Source organism: Alteromonas sp. RW2A1 (assembly GCF_001886475.1).
Lineage (GTDB): Bacteria > Pseudomonadota > Gammaproteobacteria > Enterobacterales > Alteromonadaceae > Alteromonas > Alteromonas hispanica.
In genome coordinates this window covers 2,970,973-2,988,771 of sequence record NZ_CP018031.1, presented here as the reverse complement: position 1 = coordinate 2,988,771, position 17,799 = coordinate 2,970,973, and the positions used below count along the sequence as shown (strand labels likewise).

Here is a 17,799-nt window from a genome sequence, read left to right as displayed (position 1 = left end):
CGGAATTTTTTTTAAAGTTCAAAAGTTTTTATTAGGAATAAAGTTTAATGGCGCAAACAGGTTACTCAAGCACATCGTTTTGGGCTAAACAAATTACATTAGCGGTGGTGCTGGTGTTGGCTGCTGGGGCCCTTATCTACTTTTTGCAAACTAAAGAGGCTTCGCCTGTCCCTGAAAGTCGCAAAGAAGAGCGCTCTGTTTCCAAAGGGCTCAGTGAGTTTTACAGCGAATTCAGAATGTCAGCGACAGATCCTCTGAAAGATGAGCAAAGTGATTTTGTTCTCGATATAGCAGGCGTAGATCCAAATCTTGATAACACACTTGAAAAAATGACGAATAAGGCGAGACCTGCAGATTCCGATTGGACAGGTGAAAAAAAATATCGTTCTTTTAGCGAAGGCAATACACTTCGAGAGGCTATTTCTCAGTATGCCCAAGATGAAGGCATGCAGTTAATTTGGAACCTGGAACAAGACTTTGTTATCAAGCATCAGTTTCAGTTAGATAACACCATAGCGGGTTCGCTAGCCAAAATAGCAAGCGCGATAGACAGTAGCTTTGAGGGTGAAGTTAAAGCCTACCTATGCGCCGAACAACGCTCTTTGGTAGTAACGGCAGAAGAAACCGACTTCCTCAAAAATCAGTGCGAGCAGGTGGATTAACAAACAACATTTCCCAGTGTGTTTTAACTTGCTCTCGAATTTCATCCAGTTCTTCTGTTTGGTCTGCAAATTTAGAGTCAGCCAACGTTAGGTGATGATACTGCTCTCTTAGTCTCAAATACGCTTTTTGTAACCCCTTTGCGGTGCTTGGTTCGATAATGTTCTTTTCGACTGCACTTTCCAATATTCGAAGGTTATCGGTATATTGGGTTAGGCCTTTCGTGTCGTGAGAGTAGGCTAGCACCCAGTACTGTGTCATAAACTCAATATCGGTAATGCCACCAACACATTGTTTTAAATCTACCTTTTGCTGAGTTTTAGACAGTAAGTGATCACGCATTTTTGTGCGCATTTTACATACATCGTCTGCCAGAGCGGCTTTGTCTCTTGGTTTTGTTAATATGCGCCTGCGTACATCATTAAACTGATTGAGTAGGGAATGGTCTCCACAAATGGCTCTTGCTCGCACAAGCGCCTGATGCTCCCATGTCCAGGCCTCTTCATTTTGATACTTTTCAAAACCTGTTACATGACAGCATAGCAGGCCGGCATTGCCTGAAGGACGGAGCCTTAAATCGGTTTCGTACAACTGACCAAATAATGTTTTTGTGTTAAGCAAGTGCATAATGCGCTGGGCTAGCTTGATGTAAAACTGCTGGGCCTCAATTTGCTTTTTGCCGTTGGTAGTAATGCCACTTGGCGCGTTGTGCAAAAACACTAAATCTAAATCTGAGCCATAACCTAACTCATAACCGCCTAGCTTACCGTAACCAATTACGCCAAACCCTTTATCGGTTCCCTCTAAGTGAGAGGGCGTGCCGTAGCGTTCGCTCATTTGCATCCAGGCAGCACTGAGAATGTTTTCAAGTATCACTTCTGCCAGCACGGTAAGTTTGTCACTCACATTGGCAATAGGCAGAGAGTCACTAATATCGCTTGCCGCTATTCTTAACTGCTGACAAAGTTTAAACTGACGCCACGCATCCATGAGCAACTCAACATCGTCTTGTTCAATGCGCAACATGGTTTGTCTGAGGTCTTGCTCATACTCTCGCTTGCTGGTAACAATATCGGTATTTTGTTGCCCCAGATATAACGGCGTGAGAAGTTCATCAAGCAAAAGGGGAAAGCGCTTAATTTCTTGTGCTACCCAACCGCTTCGCTCACATAATTTAACCAGTTGTTTAAGTACATCTGGATTTTCTAGCAGCAAGTCGAGGTAAGTTGTACGGCCAGTTATAGCCTCTATAACACCTAATAAACGACTTAAAACCTGAACAGAGTTGTTTGGATGCTGAATAACCAATACATACAATATCTCGGGGAGAAGCTTACTCAGAGTATCCTCTCCACGTTGACCCATTCGATAATTTCGCTGAGTATCTTTAAATTCAACAAGGGTATCGAAAATGCCCATTGCCTCTTTACGAGAAAGATGGTCGCTAAATGCATCTACAAATTCATCGCTTTGAAGCTCTAATTGCCATGCGTCTAAGCAAGCACTAAATAATTCATCTTCTTCACTGTGCGTTTCATGAGACTCTTCCACAAGCTCGTTAAAGTGGCCGTGAATTTGCTCCATTGCTATGTTTAGCTTGGCTAAAAAGTCGTCGTAATGTTTAAAACCTAATACGTTAATGAGCGCTTGTTGCTCCCATTCGCTATCGGGCAGTGTTTGAGTTTGTTTATCTCGGCTTTGTTGCAGCGTATGTTCTATTTTGCGCAAAAATAAATAGTTCTCACTAAGTTGCTCTGTAACGCTACTTTCAACAATGCCTAGCTCGCTAAGGGCATTTAGAGTAGTAAGTAATGACTTACTTTGTAGCTTGGGCTCTCTTCCGCCGTGTATAAGTTGAAAGCTTTGCGCAAAAAACTCAACCTCCCTAATTCCACCGGCCCCCAGCTTAATATTATTGCTTAGCTTTCTGCGCCTGATTTCTGTTGCTATTAATTTTTTCATGTTGCGCAGCGCATCAAGCGTGGTGAAGTCTAAATAACGGCGAAAAGTAAAAGGCTTGAGTATGTCTTTAAGCGTTTGCGTATCGTTAGAACCATCATCATTAATAATGCGTGCTTTAACCATGGCAAACCGTTCCCAGTGTCGCCCTTGGTCTTGGTAGTAATCTTCCATGGCCGCAAAGTGCATGACTAACGGGCCAGAGTCTCCGAAGGGGCGTAAACGCATATCAACGCGATAAACTTGCCCGTGAGTGGTTACCTTATTGAGTGCTTGAATAAGCTTTTGGGCGAGCTTGGTAAAGAACTGCTGGTTTTCAATGCTCTTTCGTCCGCCTTGAGTGTCACCTTTTTCTGGGTAAGCAAATATCAAATCAATGTCGGAGGAGAAGTTTAGCTCCCTGCCTCCTAACTTGCCCATACCCAGTATGTACATTTGCAGCGGGCCATTTTCTCCCATGGGGCTACCATAGCGTTTGCATGCATCTTGGTATAGCCACTTGTAGGCAGCGGTTATAAGGCAATCAGCTAGCGCAGAAACTTGGGCCAAAGATACCGAGATAGTTTGTAGGTTCAGCACATCGGCATAAGTAATTCGCGCCATTTCTTCATTTCTACATTGGCGCAGCGCAACTAATAGCTCGTCTTCTGTTTTAACATTATCCAACCATTCTAAGATACGCTGAGTGTAGAAATCTTCAGCGTTATTGTTGGGTGGGGCAGTAGTTACATTTTCAACACTCTTAAAAGATAAAGACGGTTGTGTAAGAAATTCTGCAAGAAACTCGGAGCTGGCGAGGGCGGTGAGAAGATTGTCCTTATTGCCTTCTAATAATGTAGTTAAATCGTTATTTTCGTTGTTGTTTTCTATTGAAGAAGTGCCACTATGTGACAACAATTGATGCCAGTGTTTTTCAGCTCTTTCAACGTTTGTCATGCTATTTTGTTCGTCTCTTGGCATAATACTCGCATCAACCTTAGGTCAAAATTTATAAATACTCACTTTATCGCGCGTTGAGACCGTGTATTTGAATCATGCAACGCCATATTTAATTACAAACATACACGGTTTGATTGTCAGTCAGCAATACGCAGAAAAATAAAGTGCAAGGAGCAAAGATAGCGTGGAAGCGTTAGTAAAACTAGTACCCTTAACTCGAGAGCTGTTGATTTATCTTGCTATGGATGTAGGCATTGCTCTCGCCTTACTTATGATCATGAAATGGTTAACCGGCGCATTCCGGCGCTTCTCAGTAACTGATGAGCTAGGAGTAAAAGATAACTTTGCATTCGGCATCAGTATTGCCGGGGGCATGCTGTCACTGTGTATTGTACTAAGTTCAGTAGTGGGCCGGCATGTCGGTATGGGTTACCAAGAAGCCGCCATTGGCATGGTTACCTTCGGATTGATAGGTATAGTGCTGGTGAAATTTGGCCGTTTTGCCCACGACAAACTAGTGCTTAATAAAGTCGATACCCCTGAAATGATTGCAGAGCGCAGTGTAAGTGTTGCTCTTGTCGACGCTGCAAGTTTGGTAGCAAGTGCCATCGTGCTTCGCAATATCATGCTGTGGGTAGATGGTAGCGATATGAATGCAATCATCGCCATTGTCACCGGTTTCGCGGTGGTGCTGACCATGTTACTCGTGATGACCCGCATTCTTGAATACAGGTATGCCAGAGATAATCAAAATGATTCGTTCCAAGGGGCTTTAGAAGGTGGGCAAATCGCTTTAGCGGTAGAGCACGCAGGTAATTTGTTAGGCACTGCCATGATAGTCTCTGCGGCAAAAAACTTACTAGTTTACGAGCCTTCGGGCTATGTAAGTAACGTCACTGGCTGGTTAATGGTGAGTGTAGGTTTAACAATTGCGCTTCATCTTTTAGTGTTGGTAAACAAGAAAATTATACTCTATGGCATGAACTTTCGTCAGGAAGTAGACCAGCAGCACAACATTGGTGTGGCAGCCCTTGGCTTTACGCTAAGTATTGGTAACGCAATGATTATAAATGCTGTACTTGGCGGATAGCGCGAAGAGTAGAAGAGGGGCTTGGCTCTTCAGTGCTAGTAAGGGTTAACAAGCCTGTTTGAATAATTTTATTCTTTTGTACTCTACTTAGCTTTTTAATACGGCACTCCAATTTGGCGGCATCGGATTTACTGTTTAATTCAAAAATTGCCCGTAAAGGCTAGCGGGCTTTTGCCCTTTAATGCCTTTGCGCCGCCAGGTTTTTCACCTCGATGCTGTGCAATTCTGCGAGCGGGATCTGTAGTAATACCTGTGTAAAGTTGCCCTAGCTTATTTTCTATTAAATACAAAAACCATCTACCCTCTTTATTCACCTCATTTACATCAGGCTCTTCGTGGGTTTTCACGTTAGTTTTGCATGGCTTATCAGACCGACTTGAATCAACGGTTTTACTTCGCTGGTGGGTATTGGTGAACTTGCCTGTTATACTTGTTGTTTCTTTTTCCACAATTTTTTTCAAAATCGAAAGGGTTGTTTTGCCATGATATTACCAGATTTTAGTAAAGCTAATGTGCTTATTGTCGGCGACCTTATGTTAGACAGATACTACAGTGGTGGTACAGGGCGAATATCTCCCGAAGCGCCCGTACCTGTAGTTAACGTTAACAAAACTGAGGATCGCCCCGGAGGCGCAGCGAACGTAGCGGTAAACGTGGCTACCCTGGGTGCAAAAGTGACGCTATTAGGCATGTGTGGTAACGACGAAAATGCCAATATACTCAAAGACCGTCTGCATTCTCACGATATTAACTGTGAGTTTTTCCCAGTTGATGGCTTCGACACCATTACTAAATTGCGAGTGATGAGCAGAAACCAACAGTTGCTGCGTTTAGATTTTGAAAAAAGTTTTTCGGATACTGATAAATCTGATTTAGAAGAAGCTTTTGATGATGCTCTAGAAGTTTGCGATATCGTTATTTTAAGCGATTACGCAAAAGGGTGTTTAAGTAATCCTCAAGCACTGATTAAAAAAGCATTGGCTAAAGGAAAGCGTGTAGTTGTTGACCCTAAAGGGAGCGACTTTGCTAAATATTCAGGCGCAACATTAATTACACCGAATATGGATGAACTGCAGGGGATCGTTGGTCCTGTGGTATCAGAACGGGAGTTGGTGGAAAAGGCGAGCCAGTTAAAAGACGAACTAAAGCTAGGTGCACTGCTTATTACCCGCTCTGAGGAGGGCATGACGCTTTTTGAAGGGGATAATACTGAATTTCATTTGCCTGCAAAAGCCAAAGAAGTGTATGACGTTACTGGTGCTGGCGATACTGTAGTATCTACCATTGCGGTGGGAATGGCATGTAAGCTCCCTCTTCAAGCATCATGCGTGTTAGCTAATTTGGCCGCGAGTGTTGTGGTGGGCAAGCTAGGCACATCTACAGTGTCGAACACCGAGCTTGCGTTAGCCCTAGGCGAAGAGTCTGTTCACTTAGACGGCGGCGTAATGAACGAAGACCAATTAGCAATTGCTGTAGAAGCAGCGAAAGCCCGTGGCGAGCGAATTGTTATGACCAATGGCTGCTTCGATATTCTGCACGCTGGACACGTGGCTTATCTCGAAGAAGCATCTCAGTTGGGCGATAGGCTGATTGTTGCTGTGAATACAGATACTTCGGTAACTAAACTAAAAGGCCCTGGCAGACCGGTAAATAACGAAAGCCGAAGAATGGCTGTGCTCGCAGGGTTAAGTGCAGTAGATTGGGTTGTACCTTTTAGTGAAGACACGCCACAACGTATTATTTCACGCCTATTGCCCGATGTATTGGTTAAGGGCGGCGATTACAGTGTTGGCCAAATAGCCGGTGGCACTGAAGTTATGGAGAACGGTGGCGAAGTAAAAGTGCTCAGCTTTGCTGATGGGGTTTCCACTACCGGAATTATTGAGCGAATAACTAAAAATAAGCTGGGCTAGGCCAGTCAAAAAGTGTTGTAATAAACATTCAATAGCTAGCTCATCTTAAACGCTAATTTCAAGCGAATTGCAGCCTTCAAACAGGCTGCAATGTGTTTTATTAACGGAACAACTACTCGGTATTTTGCATGTACGAAAGTTACTACGGACTTAACTCGAAACCGTTTCAGCTAACGCCTGATCCCGCGTTTTTCTTTGCCAGTAAGTGGCACAAGCGCGCTATGTCATATCTTCAATACGGTTTATCGCAGGCAGAAGGTTTTATTGTCATAACCGGTGGTATCGGTACAGGAAAAACAACCGTAGCAAATAGCCTGCTTGAAGAGATTGAAGATGATATCGCCGCTGCGCAAATTGTTACACCTAAGCTCTCACCCGATGAATTAGTGAAAATGGTGGCGTCTAAGTTCGATATCGCCACCGAAGGTAGAAGCAAAGCCGATATTTTAAAGGCGTTAGAAATATTCCTCTTTGAATTAAACAGGGCAGGGCGCCGAGCACTGCTTCTTGTCGACGAGGCGCAAAACTTGCCACTAGAGTCTATCGAAGAACTGCGGATGCTAAGTAACTTTCAATTTAACGGAAAGCCGCTTATCCAGAGCTTTTTATTGGGGCAAGAAGAGCTACAGCCTATTTTACGAGCACCTAATATGGAGCAGTTTAGGCAGAGAATAGTTGCATCTTGTCATCTAGCCCCACTTACCATTGAAGAGTGTAGAGAGTATATAGAGTATCGATTGCATCATGCTGGTTGGAACGGCTTACAGCTATTCTCAGATGACGCATATGAGCGCATTCATATGTTTACCCGAGGCATTCCTCGCAAGGTAAACACGCTGATGGATAGAATTATGCTTTACGGTTTTTTGGAAGAGCTAGAAACGTTCAATGCTGAATCGGTAAACGAAGTCATCGAAGAAGTAAGGTCTGAAATGTTCGAGCCCGATAAAACCGGAGCCGAGGTGACTGAGCACATGGGGTTTGCAGACAGCCCAGAAAGCAAAACCATCATGACGCCAAAGGGCAATGTTATCCGCGATACAAAGTACTACTTAGATATGCTGGCAGAATTAGTAGACGCGCTAGATGACGCCATATCGCAAAAAGTCAAAATGACTCAGTATGTTGATAAGCTGATGAAGAAGAAGTTTAAGACTTATGTAAGGCTGAAGAGTGATGATGGGAAAGAGTAATAGCGATATTACTCTTTTGAAATCTATCCTCATTTAACAATGCGAGTAAGCGAAATACGTAGCTTATAGTTAAAAAAGACGTATCGAAATTTACTCGAATATATAGGTTACACCTAGCGTTATGCGACTATCGGTAAAGTTAGCACCAAAGAAACCATTGCCAATTCCAATGCCGCCACCACCGTTTAGCAGGTCTCCACTTCTATCAACATAGTTTAAGTCTGCGTTTACAGTAAGCGACCTACCGAAGGTTCTTTCTAGACCAAGTGAAGCATTCCAGTTTTCACTGTCACCTCCTTCAAAAGTATCGGAGCGTTGGGTTATGTCTGCATAGTTTACGCTGGCATTAATATTGGTGTAGCTGCCTAACTGGTAGGCAAGAGTGGAGCCAACGGAATATGTGCGCGTTAGCCTGTCTTGGTCAATAGCATCGTCTTCGGAATATCGAAAAGACATACCAACCGTTACCCGAGAAAAGTCATACCCCATCTGAAAGTTACTGGCTTTTCGAATAATGATGTCGTCGTTAAATTCTAAGTTTTGGGTAGTAATTTGAACAAACTGTTCATCTGCGTTTGGCACATAACTTAAGCTGTTGGGTTGGAAACAACTAGCAATTGAACCAGAGTTAGCAGGGCATACAAACACCCCTAAATTTTCAGGGTTAGCCAACAACCGAGATACGTTGGTTACATCTTCTGAATATCCAAACGCGGTACGAAAATATTTTGAATTGTAGCTGATATTTGCTGAAGCGGTTTCGCCAAAAAAGCGCCTGCCGTAAGTAGCACTCACTTGCGTGCGGGAACTCAATGCCCACTGCATATCGAGACCTATGAATGTTTCATTGTCGTCTTCTTCTAAGTCTGAGTTAGTGGTGTTGGCCGTTACAGAAATAAAGCGATTTTGACTCTGCCGGTACGTAATACCAGCTCCGTAAGAATCAAATTTACGCACGAGGCTTGAAGTGTCTGTTCGTGCTGATATCTGGTTACCTTCGTGATTTGCAGTAACTCTGACAGCCCAGTTTTGTAAAAAGTGAATATCAGCAAACCCAGAGGCGTTACGTGAAATAAACTCTCCCTGATTTGCTTGCGCCCTATCGGTGTTTTGAAAACCGCCGGTTAGGTTCCAAATAAAGTATTTGGCTTCATCACCGTTCGTTAAAGTGCCGGACAATTGATAAGTGTCGTTATTTAATGCAAACCCGTTGTTCAACGCATTGCGTTCAGAAGCAACATCTGAATAAGAAGCTTGCCCGGTACCGCGGATCCAATCGCCTTGAGATATAGTGGTTGACACTCCAAGTCTATTCGAGCGAGTTTTTGCTAGGGCATCTGCATTTGTAAAAAAATCAGACACTAAAAAGTTACCTGCCTGTGCATTTTGGTAATTTAGCGCTCCTGATGCTTGAAAAACTAACAACTCATCAAATGGTGCCCAGTTAGCGGAGTAGCTGTATTCGCCATAGGTATCTTCGCGACTTAAATCGTTTTGATCACGTTCTAAATGCGTAAGCTTTCCCTGCCAAAGGCCGTTAAACGTGCGCGACTGGTAAGACGCATTTACGCTCGGGTTTATCGACAGAGTTGTAAAAGAAAAGTTTCCATTTTCTTGTGACTCAACGTCTTGAAACACGCTTTCGGCAAAGGCCGTTGCCGTTACCTCTAAGTTGGCAGTGGCGTTGCCACTAAAGGCAAGGGCTACTGCAGACGATAGAGTAGCCGCCACAAGTTTAACTGGGCGCGTGTTAATTGGTTCGCTCGGCATAATAATATCCATAATATCCGCTTCCATCAGTGTCATTATGCACAGACTTATTAACCACAAAGCCAATGGCCATATCGGGATTCAGCCGCTCGACAGACAGCTTTATATCTGCCATTTTGGCTCGGCCTTCTTCAACTACTACTACCGCTTGCCCAGCAAAATTTGCAAGTATGGCACTTTCATTTATACCGATTAAGGGGGGGGTATCGAAGATTACAACTCTGTCGGGGTACCGATTGGCAAATTCGTCAACAGTGTCATGCATTTTTTGGCTTGCTAATAGTTCAGTAGACAAGTGATGAGATCGACCTGCCGGAATAATTTTTAACTTATCAATGTTAGTTGAATAAAGTACGTCAGACACGTCCTCTACATCACCCTTCAAGTACTCCATTAACCCCTGTCTATTTTCAAGGCCTAAGGTGCGAAGCACATTGGGTTTAAGTACGTCAGCATCTACCAGCAATACGGTTTTATCTTGCTCTGAGGCGATACTCATAGCAAGGTTAGTAGCAGTAAAAGTTTTGCCTTCAGAAGGCCTGCTGCTTGTAACCATAATAATATTGGGGTTGTGCAGAGTTTTAGAGAGCGCCCCAAAGGCATTTGCCAGTAGTTTACGTTTTATTTCGCGATACTCTTCGTTTATCTGCTTCCGCTCACCGTTTAATGAAATATGACCGTTTCTATCCAAACGCTCGAAATCTATATTAAATCCATATTCCTCAGAGGCTATTTTGCTGGTTTTTCCAAAATTATCAGTCTTGCTCGTTTGGCCTTTGACATTATTATCGTCTTGAATATCTTCAGGGTTTGTAGTTCCCTTACTAGATGAGTGTGAAGTTTCACTCGATAGCACGCTTTTCGCTTCTACAGGCACGTCTCTTGAAACGTCAATTTCTTCAGCGCTTTTGGCTTTTTCAAGTTCGGCAGCTTTGCTTTGCTTCTGTTTTTGAAGTGCCTTCTCAATCGTATTTTTCATTAAATCAGGCCTCCAATTAAATCAATGTTCATCACTTCTGCGGCTATCAAAATACTATACATGGCTAAAATCGCGCCGCTCGACATCAGAAACACGATAAGGCGTGTACGGTTAACTTTCTTAATCTGCACTATGTTTAGGTGAGTAACAGTTCCCCAAATGGGGTAATCCGACACAGACAACAATTGCTTGGGCCTTATTAAAACCGGGCTTAGTTGACTGATTAAGAACGCCACGCCAATACCTGAGCCGAAGCCAACAAGCAGAACTGCAGTATAAAATATCAATCTATTAGGGCCTGACGGCCTTTTAGGTAACAGCGGAGGCTCTATTATTCTAAACTGCAAATCTTCTGAAGACACATCAGCACGTCTAGATAAGTCGGCAGACTCCTTTCTTGATAAAAGTTCTTGATATTTCTGCTGGGTAACACTGTAGTCGCGATTAAGTGCGGTCGACTCTGCTTCTATTTGAGGAATTAAATCAACTTTGCTCTCGAGCTCTATAATTTTGCTTTCTAAATCAGACTCTTTTACGCGTAACGATGCTATCTGACTTTCTAGCCTGCTCGCTTCAAGCTTAATCTCTCTATTGAGTTCCGTTAAAGGTTGGCTTCCATCTTCATCCGATTGGCTAAGAAACGCTTTAATTTCTTTTTCCCTTGCATCTTCCAAACTATCAAGTAGCGCCTTCGTTTCCACTACATCTGGATGAAGATCTGTAAATCTAAGTGTAAGCCTGTCTAACTCCTCTTCAAGGGCTCTAATACGTTCGTCGTATCTCGTTCTTAGTACAGGCTCGTCTTGGTTAGTGACATCAAAGTTATCTGTTTGTTTAGCGCTAGTAATCTGTTGCTTTAAAGATGCAGCTTGCTGCTGTGTTTGTTTAATCTGCAGTTGAGTAGTTTCAAGCTCAGTATTCAAGCCCTGTAGTCTTGAATAATAAGTACCAGCTAATGGCAGTATGTCATTATACTGTCTCTTGAAGCTTGCTAATCGCTGCTCTGCTTCACTTAATCTAGACTCATACTCAGCAATTTGCTCGTCTAAAAAGCGACCTGCAGTATCTGTGTCTCTTCGGCTATTACCTAACGAACCTTCAACGAACAAATCCAGCGTCTCTTGCACTACGCGTTGGGCTACAACGGGCTTTTCGTTTGAATACGAAATATTGTAAATATTACTGCGCCCGGTAGATGAAAGGCTAATATTCTTTGTTAGCGAAGTAACGAGGTCCTCAAATTCACTTTCCGTAGCGGTAGTAATATCTAGATCGCTCTCGCGGGCTATTTTTTCAACATTACTCCTGCTCAGCAGTGTTTTTGCCATCATTTGAATTTCTTGATCGGGATTAGTTTGTATAGCAAGACCTCTAAGCAAAGGCTGCAAAACTGAACGAGTATCTACAAATACTTGGGCCTTAGACTGATATGTGTCGGGAAGAGTGGCGACATAAAAAAAGCCGATAGGACATATCAGCCACGAAAATATAATAACGTAACGCTTTTTTATCCAAACCCCTTTTACGTAATCGAGTATTTGGGTTAGCGTTTGTTGTAAATCCTGCATTTTATAATTTGTTCCGTTTACTACTTAAACATCAATAACTAATCGCAGATTAGAACCAAGCTTCAGGAATAATAACAATATCGCCGGGTAGCATATCTACGTTTTCAGTAATGTCACCCTCACGGATCAGGTCATCAATGTTTACCTCGTAAGTTCGCTGCTTACCTTCAACTACACGTACTAATTTGGCACCATTACCGTTGGCAAATTCAGTAAGCCCACCTACCGCAATCATTAAGTCTAGTAGCGTCATGTGTTCCGTATAGCTTACTGCACTTGGATTGGTGGCTTCTCCAATTACACGCACTTGTTCGCTAAGTGGGCCGGAGAAATTATTAACGCTTACGGTTACCCTTGGGTTGTTAATGTAGGTAGAAAGCTGCTCTTCAATTTGTCTGGCAAGCATCGTGGGAGTTTTGCCGGCTACGTCGATATCCTCAACTAAGGAAGTAGTAACCTTACCGTCGGGCCTAACAATGAACTGCCCCGATACTTCTGGGTTTCGCCAAACAAAAATAGTAAGCGAATCGCCTGGACCAATTAAATATTGATAGTCGTTAACGTCAGTAGTTAACGATGCTCTTGTTGTGGCTTCAGGGAGTACACCGGTGTTACTACAGGCACTTAAGCCTAACAAAACAAAGGGTGTACAGCATGTAAGTAGCGTTTTAATGCGTGACATAAGAGATCATCCTACACTCATTATGGTTAATTATTGCTTTTGGCGTTTACCCTACGGTAAATGTCACTATAATGCCAATATCAATTCTAGTCTATTACTATAAATCCCTTTATGATGGGTGAAATGCTGTAGTTTTTTGGAGGCCAGGGGTGGCAAGCAACAAGCGTAACCAAAGTAAACGTTCAAATATTCTTGTTTTATCTGAAGCATTACTTATTTCTTATATGGGATATATCTCCCATTTTATCCTCACACAAATAGGCATGGCTGAGACTGTTACTGTAGAGAAGCTTATTGTGAACGTGGGCATGCTTACTGTTGCAATCTTACTTTGTTCGCTATCTGTTGGCTTATATGAGGCCAAATTACGCGAAACATTTCGTGGCATAATACGACGCATATTTGTGAGTGTAGGTCTCAGTTACTTTTTAGTAGAAGTAATAAGCCGCGCCTTTTTTGACAACCTTCTTATGAATCCTTATTTCCTACCTGCAGCGGTGGGAGCAATCATCATCACGCTCGTTATTTTCAGGTACTTTACTAACAGACTTGGTTTACTGGGTTTAGGGAAAGCCAGAATTTTAGTGCTTGGTGCCGGCGAACGCGCTTCTATTATCGAAAAGCGCATGCGCAGAGATGTTGATAGAATTGGTTTCGAGTTAGTTGGATTTGTTCCTATTCCTGGGGATAACCGCGAAGAAGGAATACGAAAAGAAAAGCTAATCCACCTCAAAATAGACGACAGCTTTCAGCAATTTATATCCGACAATGAAATAGAAGAAATTGTAATAGCCTGCGACCAACGTCGCGGCACACTACCCGTAGAAGTATTGTTCGACTGCAGGCTACGCGGAATTGAGGTAACAGAACTTCTAGACTTTATGGAGCGTGAGACAGGCCAAATAGTGGTTAACCTTATGTATCCGAGCTGGGTAATCTATTCCAATGGCTTTCAAACCCAAAACTATTTGCGAGATTCTCTCGACTATACGTTTAACGCGTTGCTGGCATTTATAGTGTTCTTTTTTGTTTGGCCGATAATGCTATTTACTGCTTTAGTTATTTATCTTGATGATGGCAGAAGAACTGGCGTTTCAGTATTTTACAAGCAAGAGCGAGTAGGTCTAAACGGTAAATTGTTTAACATTATAAAGTTTCGCAGTATGCGCCCCGATGCGGAAAAAGACGGCGCTAAATGGGCAAGTAAAAATGATAATCGCGTAACCCGCATTGGTAACTTTATTCGCAAATATCGGGTAGACGAATTGCCGCAACTGCTAAACGTGTTTAAAGGCGAGATGTCTTTCATCGGGCCACGCCCAGAACGACCACAGTTTGTAGAACAACTAGTGCGCGAAGTACCGTATTACAACCAACGTCATAACGTGAAGCCTGGCTTGGCAGGGTGGGCGCAACTAAACTACCCCTACGGCGCAAGTGTGGAAGATTCCATGGAAAAGCTCAAGTTCGATTTGTATTACGTAAAACATCAAAGCTTGTTGCTGGATATTCTTATATTGATACGTACCGTTGAAGTGGTGCTTTTCGGCAAAGGCCGATAAATAAAGGGCGATAAACAATGAAGCTAGATAATCGCCTTAATGCGATGACAGTAGACGTAGAAGATTATTTTCAAGTTTCTGCGTTCGAAGGTGTAGTAGATAAGAAAGACTGGAATTCAATAAGCCTTCGCGTTGGCGATAATACAAATCGTCTTTTAGATTTGTTCGCAGCTAATAATGTAAAAAGTACGTTTTTTACTCTTGGGTGGGTAGCACAGCGCTGCCCCGATGTAATCAAGCGTATAGTGAGAGAAGGGCACGAATTAGCCAGCCATGGCTTGGCGCACCAACGCGCTACTACCATGACAGAAAAGCAACTATTCGACGATATTAAGCAAAGCAAAGATATTCTGGAAAACATTGGTGGCGTGGCCCTAAAGGGGTATCGTGCCCCCAGCTTTTCCATTAACGATTCTAACACTTGGGCCTACGATATTTTAAAAGACTTAGGCTTTACCTATTCTTCAAGTACTTACCCAATTAGCCACGATTTGTACGGCGTGCCCGAGTGGCCACGCTTTAAATATCAACGAGACAATGGGTTAATAGAAATCCCCATACCTACCATTCGCAAAAAAGACACTAACGTTGGCATTGGTGGGGGTGGGTATTTTAGGCTTTACCCCTACTGGCTATCGAAACGTCGTATAACCGAATTTATGAAAACGGAAAGTGCACCATACAGCTTTTATTTTCATCCGTGGGAGATAGATGCCCAGCAGCCTAGGTTTGATAACGCGCCGTGGAAGTCGAAGGTTCGTCACTACATTAACCTTTCGAAAATGGAAGGTAAGATAGAAAAACTAATAAAAGACTTCAACTGGGTAACCATGCAAGAAGCCTACGACATTAAATAAGCCATAAAGAGTAGATAATAAGAAAGCAGGGCAGGGAAATACTCATGAGTAAAAGTGAAGCGCTGAAAAAAACAGAAAGGGATGGAACTGCACTTACGTTTGCTGAAAATAAAGCGTTTTTTATATCTGGTTTTGCAATATTCTGCCTATGGTTAGTGTTTAGCTGGCAGGGGCTACGCACTGTAGTTGAAATTTGGTATGGCAATGAAATATTTAATCATGGCTTTTTTATTGTACCCGGTGCTTTTTATCTTATTTATTTAAAACGCCACGAGCTACTCGCGCAACCTATTTACACAACGCCCCTTGCTTTTATTGTTATTGTGCCTGCAGTTTTGCTTTACGTGGTGGGGGTGGCAGGCGATATACAGCTTTTTATGCACGCCGCTACGTTCACGCTTTTGCCCGCACTCATTTGGTTAATGATTGGCACTAAGGCCGCAAAAAACATACTCTTTCCCTTGGTGTTTATGCTATTTAGCGTTCCTGTTGGTGAACAGCTAATTCCTTATCTTCAAGAAATTGCCGCAGACGGCTCTGTGGCGTTGCTTCAACTCACAGGCGTACCGCTTTACCGAAGCGGTTTATACATAGAAATACCCCAAGGCCGCTTTTTAGTAGCAGAAGCCTGTTCTGGGGTAAGTTTTTTTATTGCCAGCTTTGTGATAGGTAGCTTGTATGCCTACCTAAACTTGGTATCGACAAAACGCAGAGTAGCCTTTGTGGCAATATCGTTAATCTTCCCCGTACTGGCAAATATTGTACGCGTATATGGCATTATTCTTATTGCTTACTGGACAGATATGGAACACGCTGCAGGTGCCGATCACCTTATTTACGGCTGGTTTTTCTTTGCATTTGTCATTCTGTGTTTGTTGGGAATTGGGGAGTTAATGCGTGAGACTGTTCAATCAGAGCGACGAGACTATTCAGTGCCTAAAAAGCCTTCAATAAGTTTTACTATTTTTACAGTTTTATTCGCTTTGTTTATTGTAAGTACGGCTTGGGCAATGAATATAACAAGCGCCAATAATGCAACGAAGTTACCATCGAAGCCATTACTCAATGATCTAATGGGCGAAAACTGCAGCGCCACATCATGGCAACCGATTATTGTAAATGCAGATGTAGAAGAGACTATTTATTTAAGTGATACTAATTGTGGTGTTAAAGTTTATGCTGCATGGTTCAGTGAGCAAGATAATGAGTTAGTGAGCGACTTACATCGCATTTTCGACCCTGAACGCTACTCATTGGCAGAGACACAACAGCTAGTGATAAATGATACTGCGTTTACTGTTTATAACGTGGTGTCGGTAAGTGGCGAAAAGCTCAGTATTGTAAGGTGGTATAACGTGGATGATAAGCTATTCACGAGTTCGGTAAAAACCAAAGTACATCAATTGAAGAATGTACTTTTAGGGAATGCCAGTGGCGGAAGAATGTACGTGCTTGCCGCAGAGGGGCATGATCTTTCAGCTACAAATAGTGATTTAAGTACTGCTTTATCTCAGTTAGTAGACTAAAAGGCAATAAAACTACTTATTCATTAATGTAGCGAACTGCTCGTTTAAGATTATATAACAATAAATTCCAATAGTATTCGGGTATGCCCGCAGAGGTGTTCGCTAGTAATGTGCCATCAGCTCCATCTCTGGCGACAATTGATTTGTTCGTGATGTTACTCGTAATAACAACGTCTTGCGTACTAGGAAATCGGTATTCAATAGCATTTGGGTAACTTGAATTTAACTGAATTTCATTATTGGTAATAATGGTGCGAGGGCTACTTTCTAAACTAATACCCACATCGGCAAAGGCATGACTAGGATTGTCATGTGTAATTTTGTTAAATGCTATAAATCCACCTTTTGACTGATTTTTATTATTCCCCAGTCCAAAACCTATTCCTCTGTCGGAATTGATAATAATGTTATTGATAATAGTGTTATCGAATGATCCTCGCCAAAAATGAATAGCGTGTTCAGCTACCCTACCAGCAGGGCTGGCAATATTAGCAAAGGTATTGTTTTGAACAATCCAACCTCTCGATTTGTGGGCATCTATACCGCCAATGTAAAAGTTAGGCCCAACCCCCTCCGTGTATTCAAAGCGACTGTTTTTAATTATTCCAAAGTCAGAAAATTTATCATTGTCGCTGCCAGATACTTTGAGTAGTTGCTGATACGAGTCCTCGAGGATGCAGTTGTCTAATGAAAAAAAATCGACGTCTTTCTCTGCGCGTACTTGAATAAGATGATGAGAAACGTTTCTAAGAGTCATACCTGAAAGCGTAACATTGCTTGCACTTATATCAAATATGACCTCAACGGGGCTTTTCTTCTTCATACCCGAACCGCTAAGAACAACATGTGCAGGGTTGTTTGTGCTAGAGCGTATAGTAATATTATTCCTGCGTATCGTTATATTTGTTGCATTTTCATACTTGCCTTTATTAACTAAGATTTCAATATGTTTCCCGCTGGTATTGTTGTTTGCAATGTGGATGGCATTTCTGAGTTCTTGAGTATTGGTCACTACTAGTTCGAATGCTAGAGATGGTCGACAGAAAGTAATTATTACAATTAAGGCTGTATGGCTAAGCAGTTGAAAAGATGTATATAAAT

Annotated in this window: 14 protein-coding genes; 7 read left to right on the top strand and 7 right to left on the bottom strand. The window is 42.5% G+C overall.

Going from position 1 to position 17,799, the window contains the following annotated elements:
* Positions 1-47: 47 nt before the first annotated feature.
* Positions 48-662 (top strand): TcpQ domain-containing protein, encoded by a 615-nt coding sequence (locus BM528_RS13350; protein WP_071980235.1) that lies wholly within the window; start codon positions 48-50, stop codon positions 660-662.
* Here the strand turns inward: BM528_RS13350 and glnE are convergent.
* On the bottom strand, positions 634-3,555 hold the full coding sequence (gene glnE, locus BM528_RS13345) for a bifunctional [glutamate--ammonia ligase]-adenylyl-L-tyrosine phosphorylase/[glutamate--ammonia-ligase] adenylyltransferase (RefSeq protein ID WP_442855888.1): 2,922 nt from the start codon (positions 3,553-3,555) through the stop codon (positions 634-636). The genes BM528_RS13350 and glnE overlap by 29 nt on opposite strands.
* Before the next feature lie 187 nt (positions 3,556-3,742).
* Between glnE and BM528_RS13340 the strand changes: the two genes are divergently transcribed.
* On the top strand, positions 3,743-4,648 hold the full coding sequence (locus BM528_RS13340) for a DUF350 domain-containing protein (protein ID WP_071980233.1): 906 nt from the start codon (positions 3,743-3,745) through the stop codon (positions 4,646-4,648).
* Positions 4,649-4,788: 140 nt separating this feature from the next.
* On the opposite strand, the gene BM528_RS18860 is transcribed toward BM528_RS13340, so the two are convergent.
* Positions 4,789-5,097, bottom strand: coding sequence for a GIY-YIG nuclease family protein (locus BM528_RS18860; protein WP_232230489.1), 309 nt, complete (start codon positions 5,095-5,097; stop codon positions 4,789-4,791).
* A 33-nt stretch (positions 5,098-5,130) separates the two neighbouring features.
* Between BM528_RS18860 and hldE the strand changes: the two genes are divergently transcribed.
* Positions 5,131-6,561 (top strand): bifunctional D-glycero-beta-D-manno-heptose-7-phosphate kinase/D-glycero-beta-D-manno-heptose 1-phosphate adenylyltransferase HldE, encoded by a 1,431-nt coding sequence (hldE, locus tag BM528_RS13330; RefSeq protein ID WP_071980232.1) that lies wholly within the window; start codon positions 5,131-5,133, stop codon positions 6,559-6,561.
* A 128-nt stretch (positions 6,562-6,689) separates the two neighbouring features.
* Complete coding sequence (locus BM528_RS13325; RefSeq protein ID WP_071980231.1) at positions 6,690-7,754, top strand: XrtA/PEP-CTERM system-associated ATPase; 1,065 nt, start codon at positions 6,690-6,692, stop codon at positions 7,752-7,754.
* 90 nt (positions 7,755-7,844) lie between these two features.
* On the opposite strand, the gene BM528_RS13320 is transcribed toward BM528_RS13325, so the two are convergent.
* Genes BM528_RS13320 through BM528_RS13305 form a run of 4 tightly spaced genes read right to left on the bottom strand, consistent with a single transcriptional unit; the run spans position 7,845 to position 12,753 of the window.
* Positions 7,845-9,536: a hypothetical protein gene (locus BM528_RS13320; RefSeq protein ID WP_071980230.1), complete on the bottom strand. Its 1,692-nt coding sequence runs from the start codon at positions 9,534-9,536 to the stop codon at positions 7,845-7,847.
* Positions 9,505-10,503, bottom strand: a complete 999-nt coding sequence (locus tag BM528_RS13315; RefSeq protein ID WP_071980229.1) for an XrtA-associated tyrosine autokinase — start codon at positions 10,501-10,503, stop codon at positions 9,505-9,507. Before BM528_RS13315 ends, BM528_RS13320 begins: the two co-directional genes overlap by 32 nt.
* Positions 10,503-12,071 carry an XrtA system polysaccharide chain length determinant gene (locus BM528_RS13310; protein WP_071980228.1) on the bottom strand — a complete coding sequence of 523 codons (1,569 nt, stop codon included), beginning with the start codon at positions 12,069-12,071 and terminating at the stop codon, positions 10,503-10,505. Before BM528_RS13310 ends, BM528_RS13315 begins: the two co-directional genes overlap by 1 nt.
* Positions 12,072-12,120: 49 nt before the next feature.
* Entirely contained in the window at positions 12,121-12,753 is a 633-nt protein-coding gene (locus BM528_RS13305) for an XrtA/PEP-CTERM system exopolysaccharide export protein (protein ID WP_071980227.1), read from the bottom strand.
* Between the two features lie 149 nt (positions 12,754-12,902).
* Here BM528_RS13305 and BM528_RS13300 point away from each other — a divergent pair, with 149 nt between their 5' ends.
* From BM528_RS13300 to xrtA, 3 genes are read left to right on the top strand one after another with little or no spacing between them, the layout of a single operon-like run.
* The gene (locus BM528_RS13300) at positions 12,903-14,315 is read left to right on the top strand and encodes a TIGR03013 family XrtA/PEP-CTERM system glycosyltransferase (RefSeq protein ID WP_071980226.1); all 1,413 of its coding nucleotides are present in this window, start codon (positions 12,903-12,905) and stop codon (positions 14,313-14,315) included.
* A gap of 17 nt (positions 14,316-14,332) precedes the next feature.
* Entirely contained in the window at positions 14,333-15,172 is an 840-nt protein-coding gene (locus BM528_RS13295) for an XrtA system polysaccharide deacetylase (protein WP_071980225.1), read from the top strand.
* A 44-nt stretch (positions 15,173-15,216) separates the two neighbouring features.
* Positions 15,217-16,698 carry an exosortase A gene (gene xrtA, locus BM528_RS13290; protein ID WP_071980224.1) on the top strand — a complete coding sequence of 494 codons (1,482 nt, stop codon included), beginning with the start codon at positions 15,217-15,219 and terminating at the stop codon, positions 16,696-16,698.
* A gap of 16 nt (positions 16,699-16,714) precedes the next feature.
* Here the strand turns inward: xrtA and BM528_RS13285 are convergent, their stop codons facing one another.
* Entirely contained in the window at positions 16,715-17,710 is a 996-nt protein-coding gene (locus BM528_RS13285; RefSeq protein ID WP_156844068.1) for a right-handed parallel beta-helix repeat-containing protein, read from the bottom strand.
* Positions 17,711-17,799: the final 89 nt, after the last annotated feature.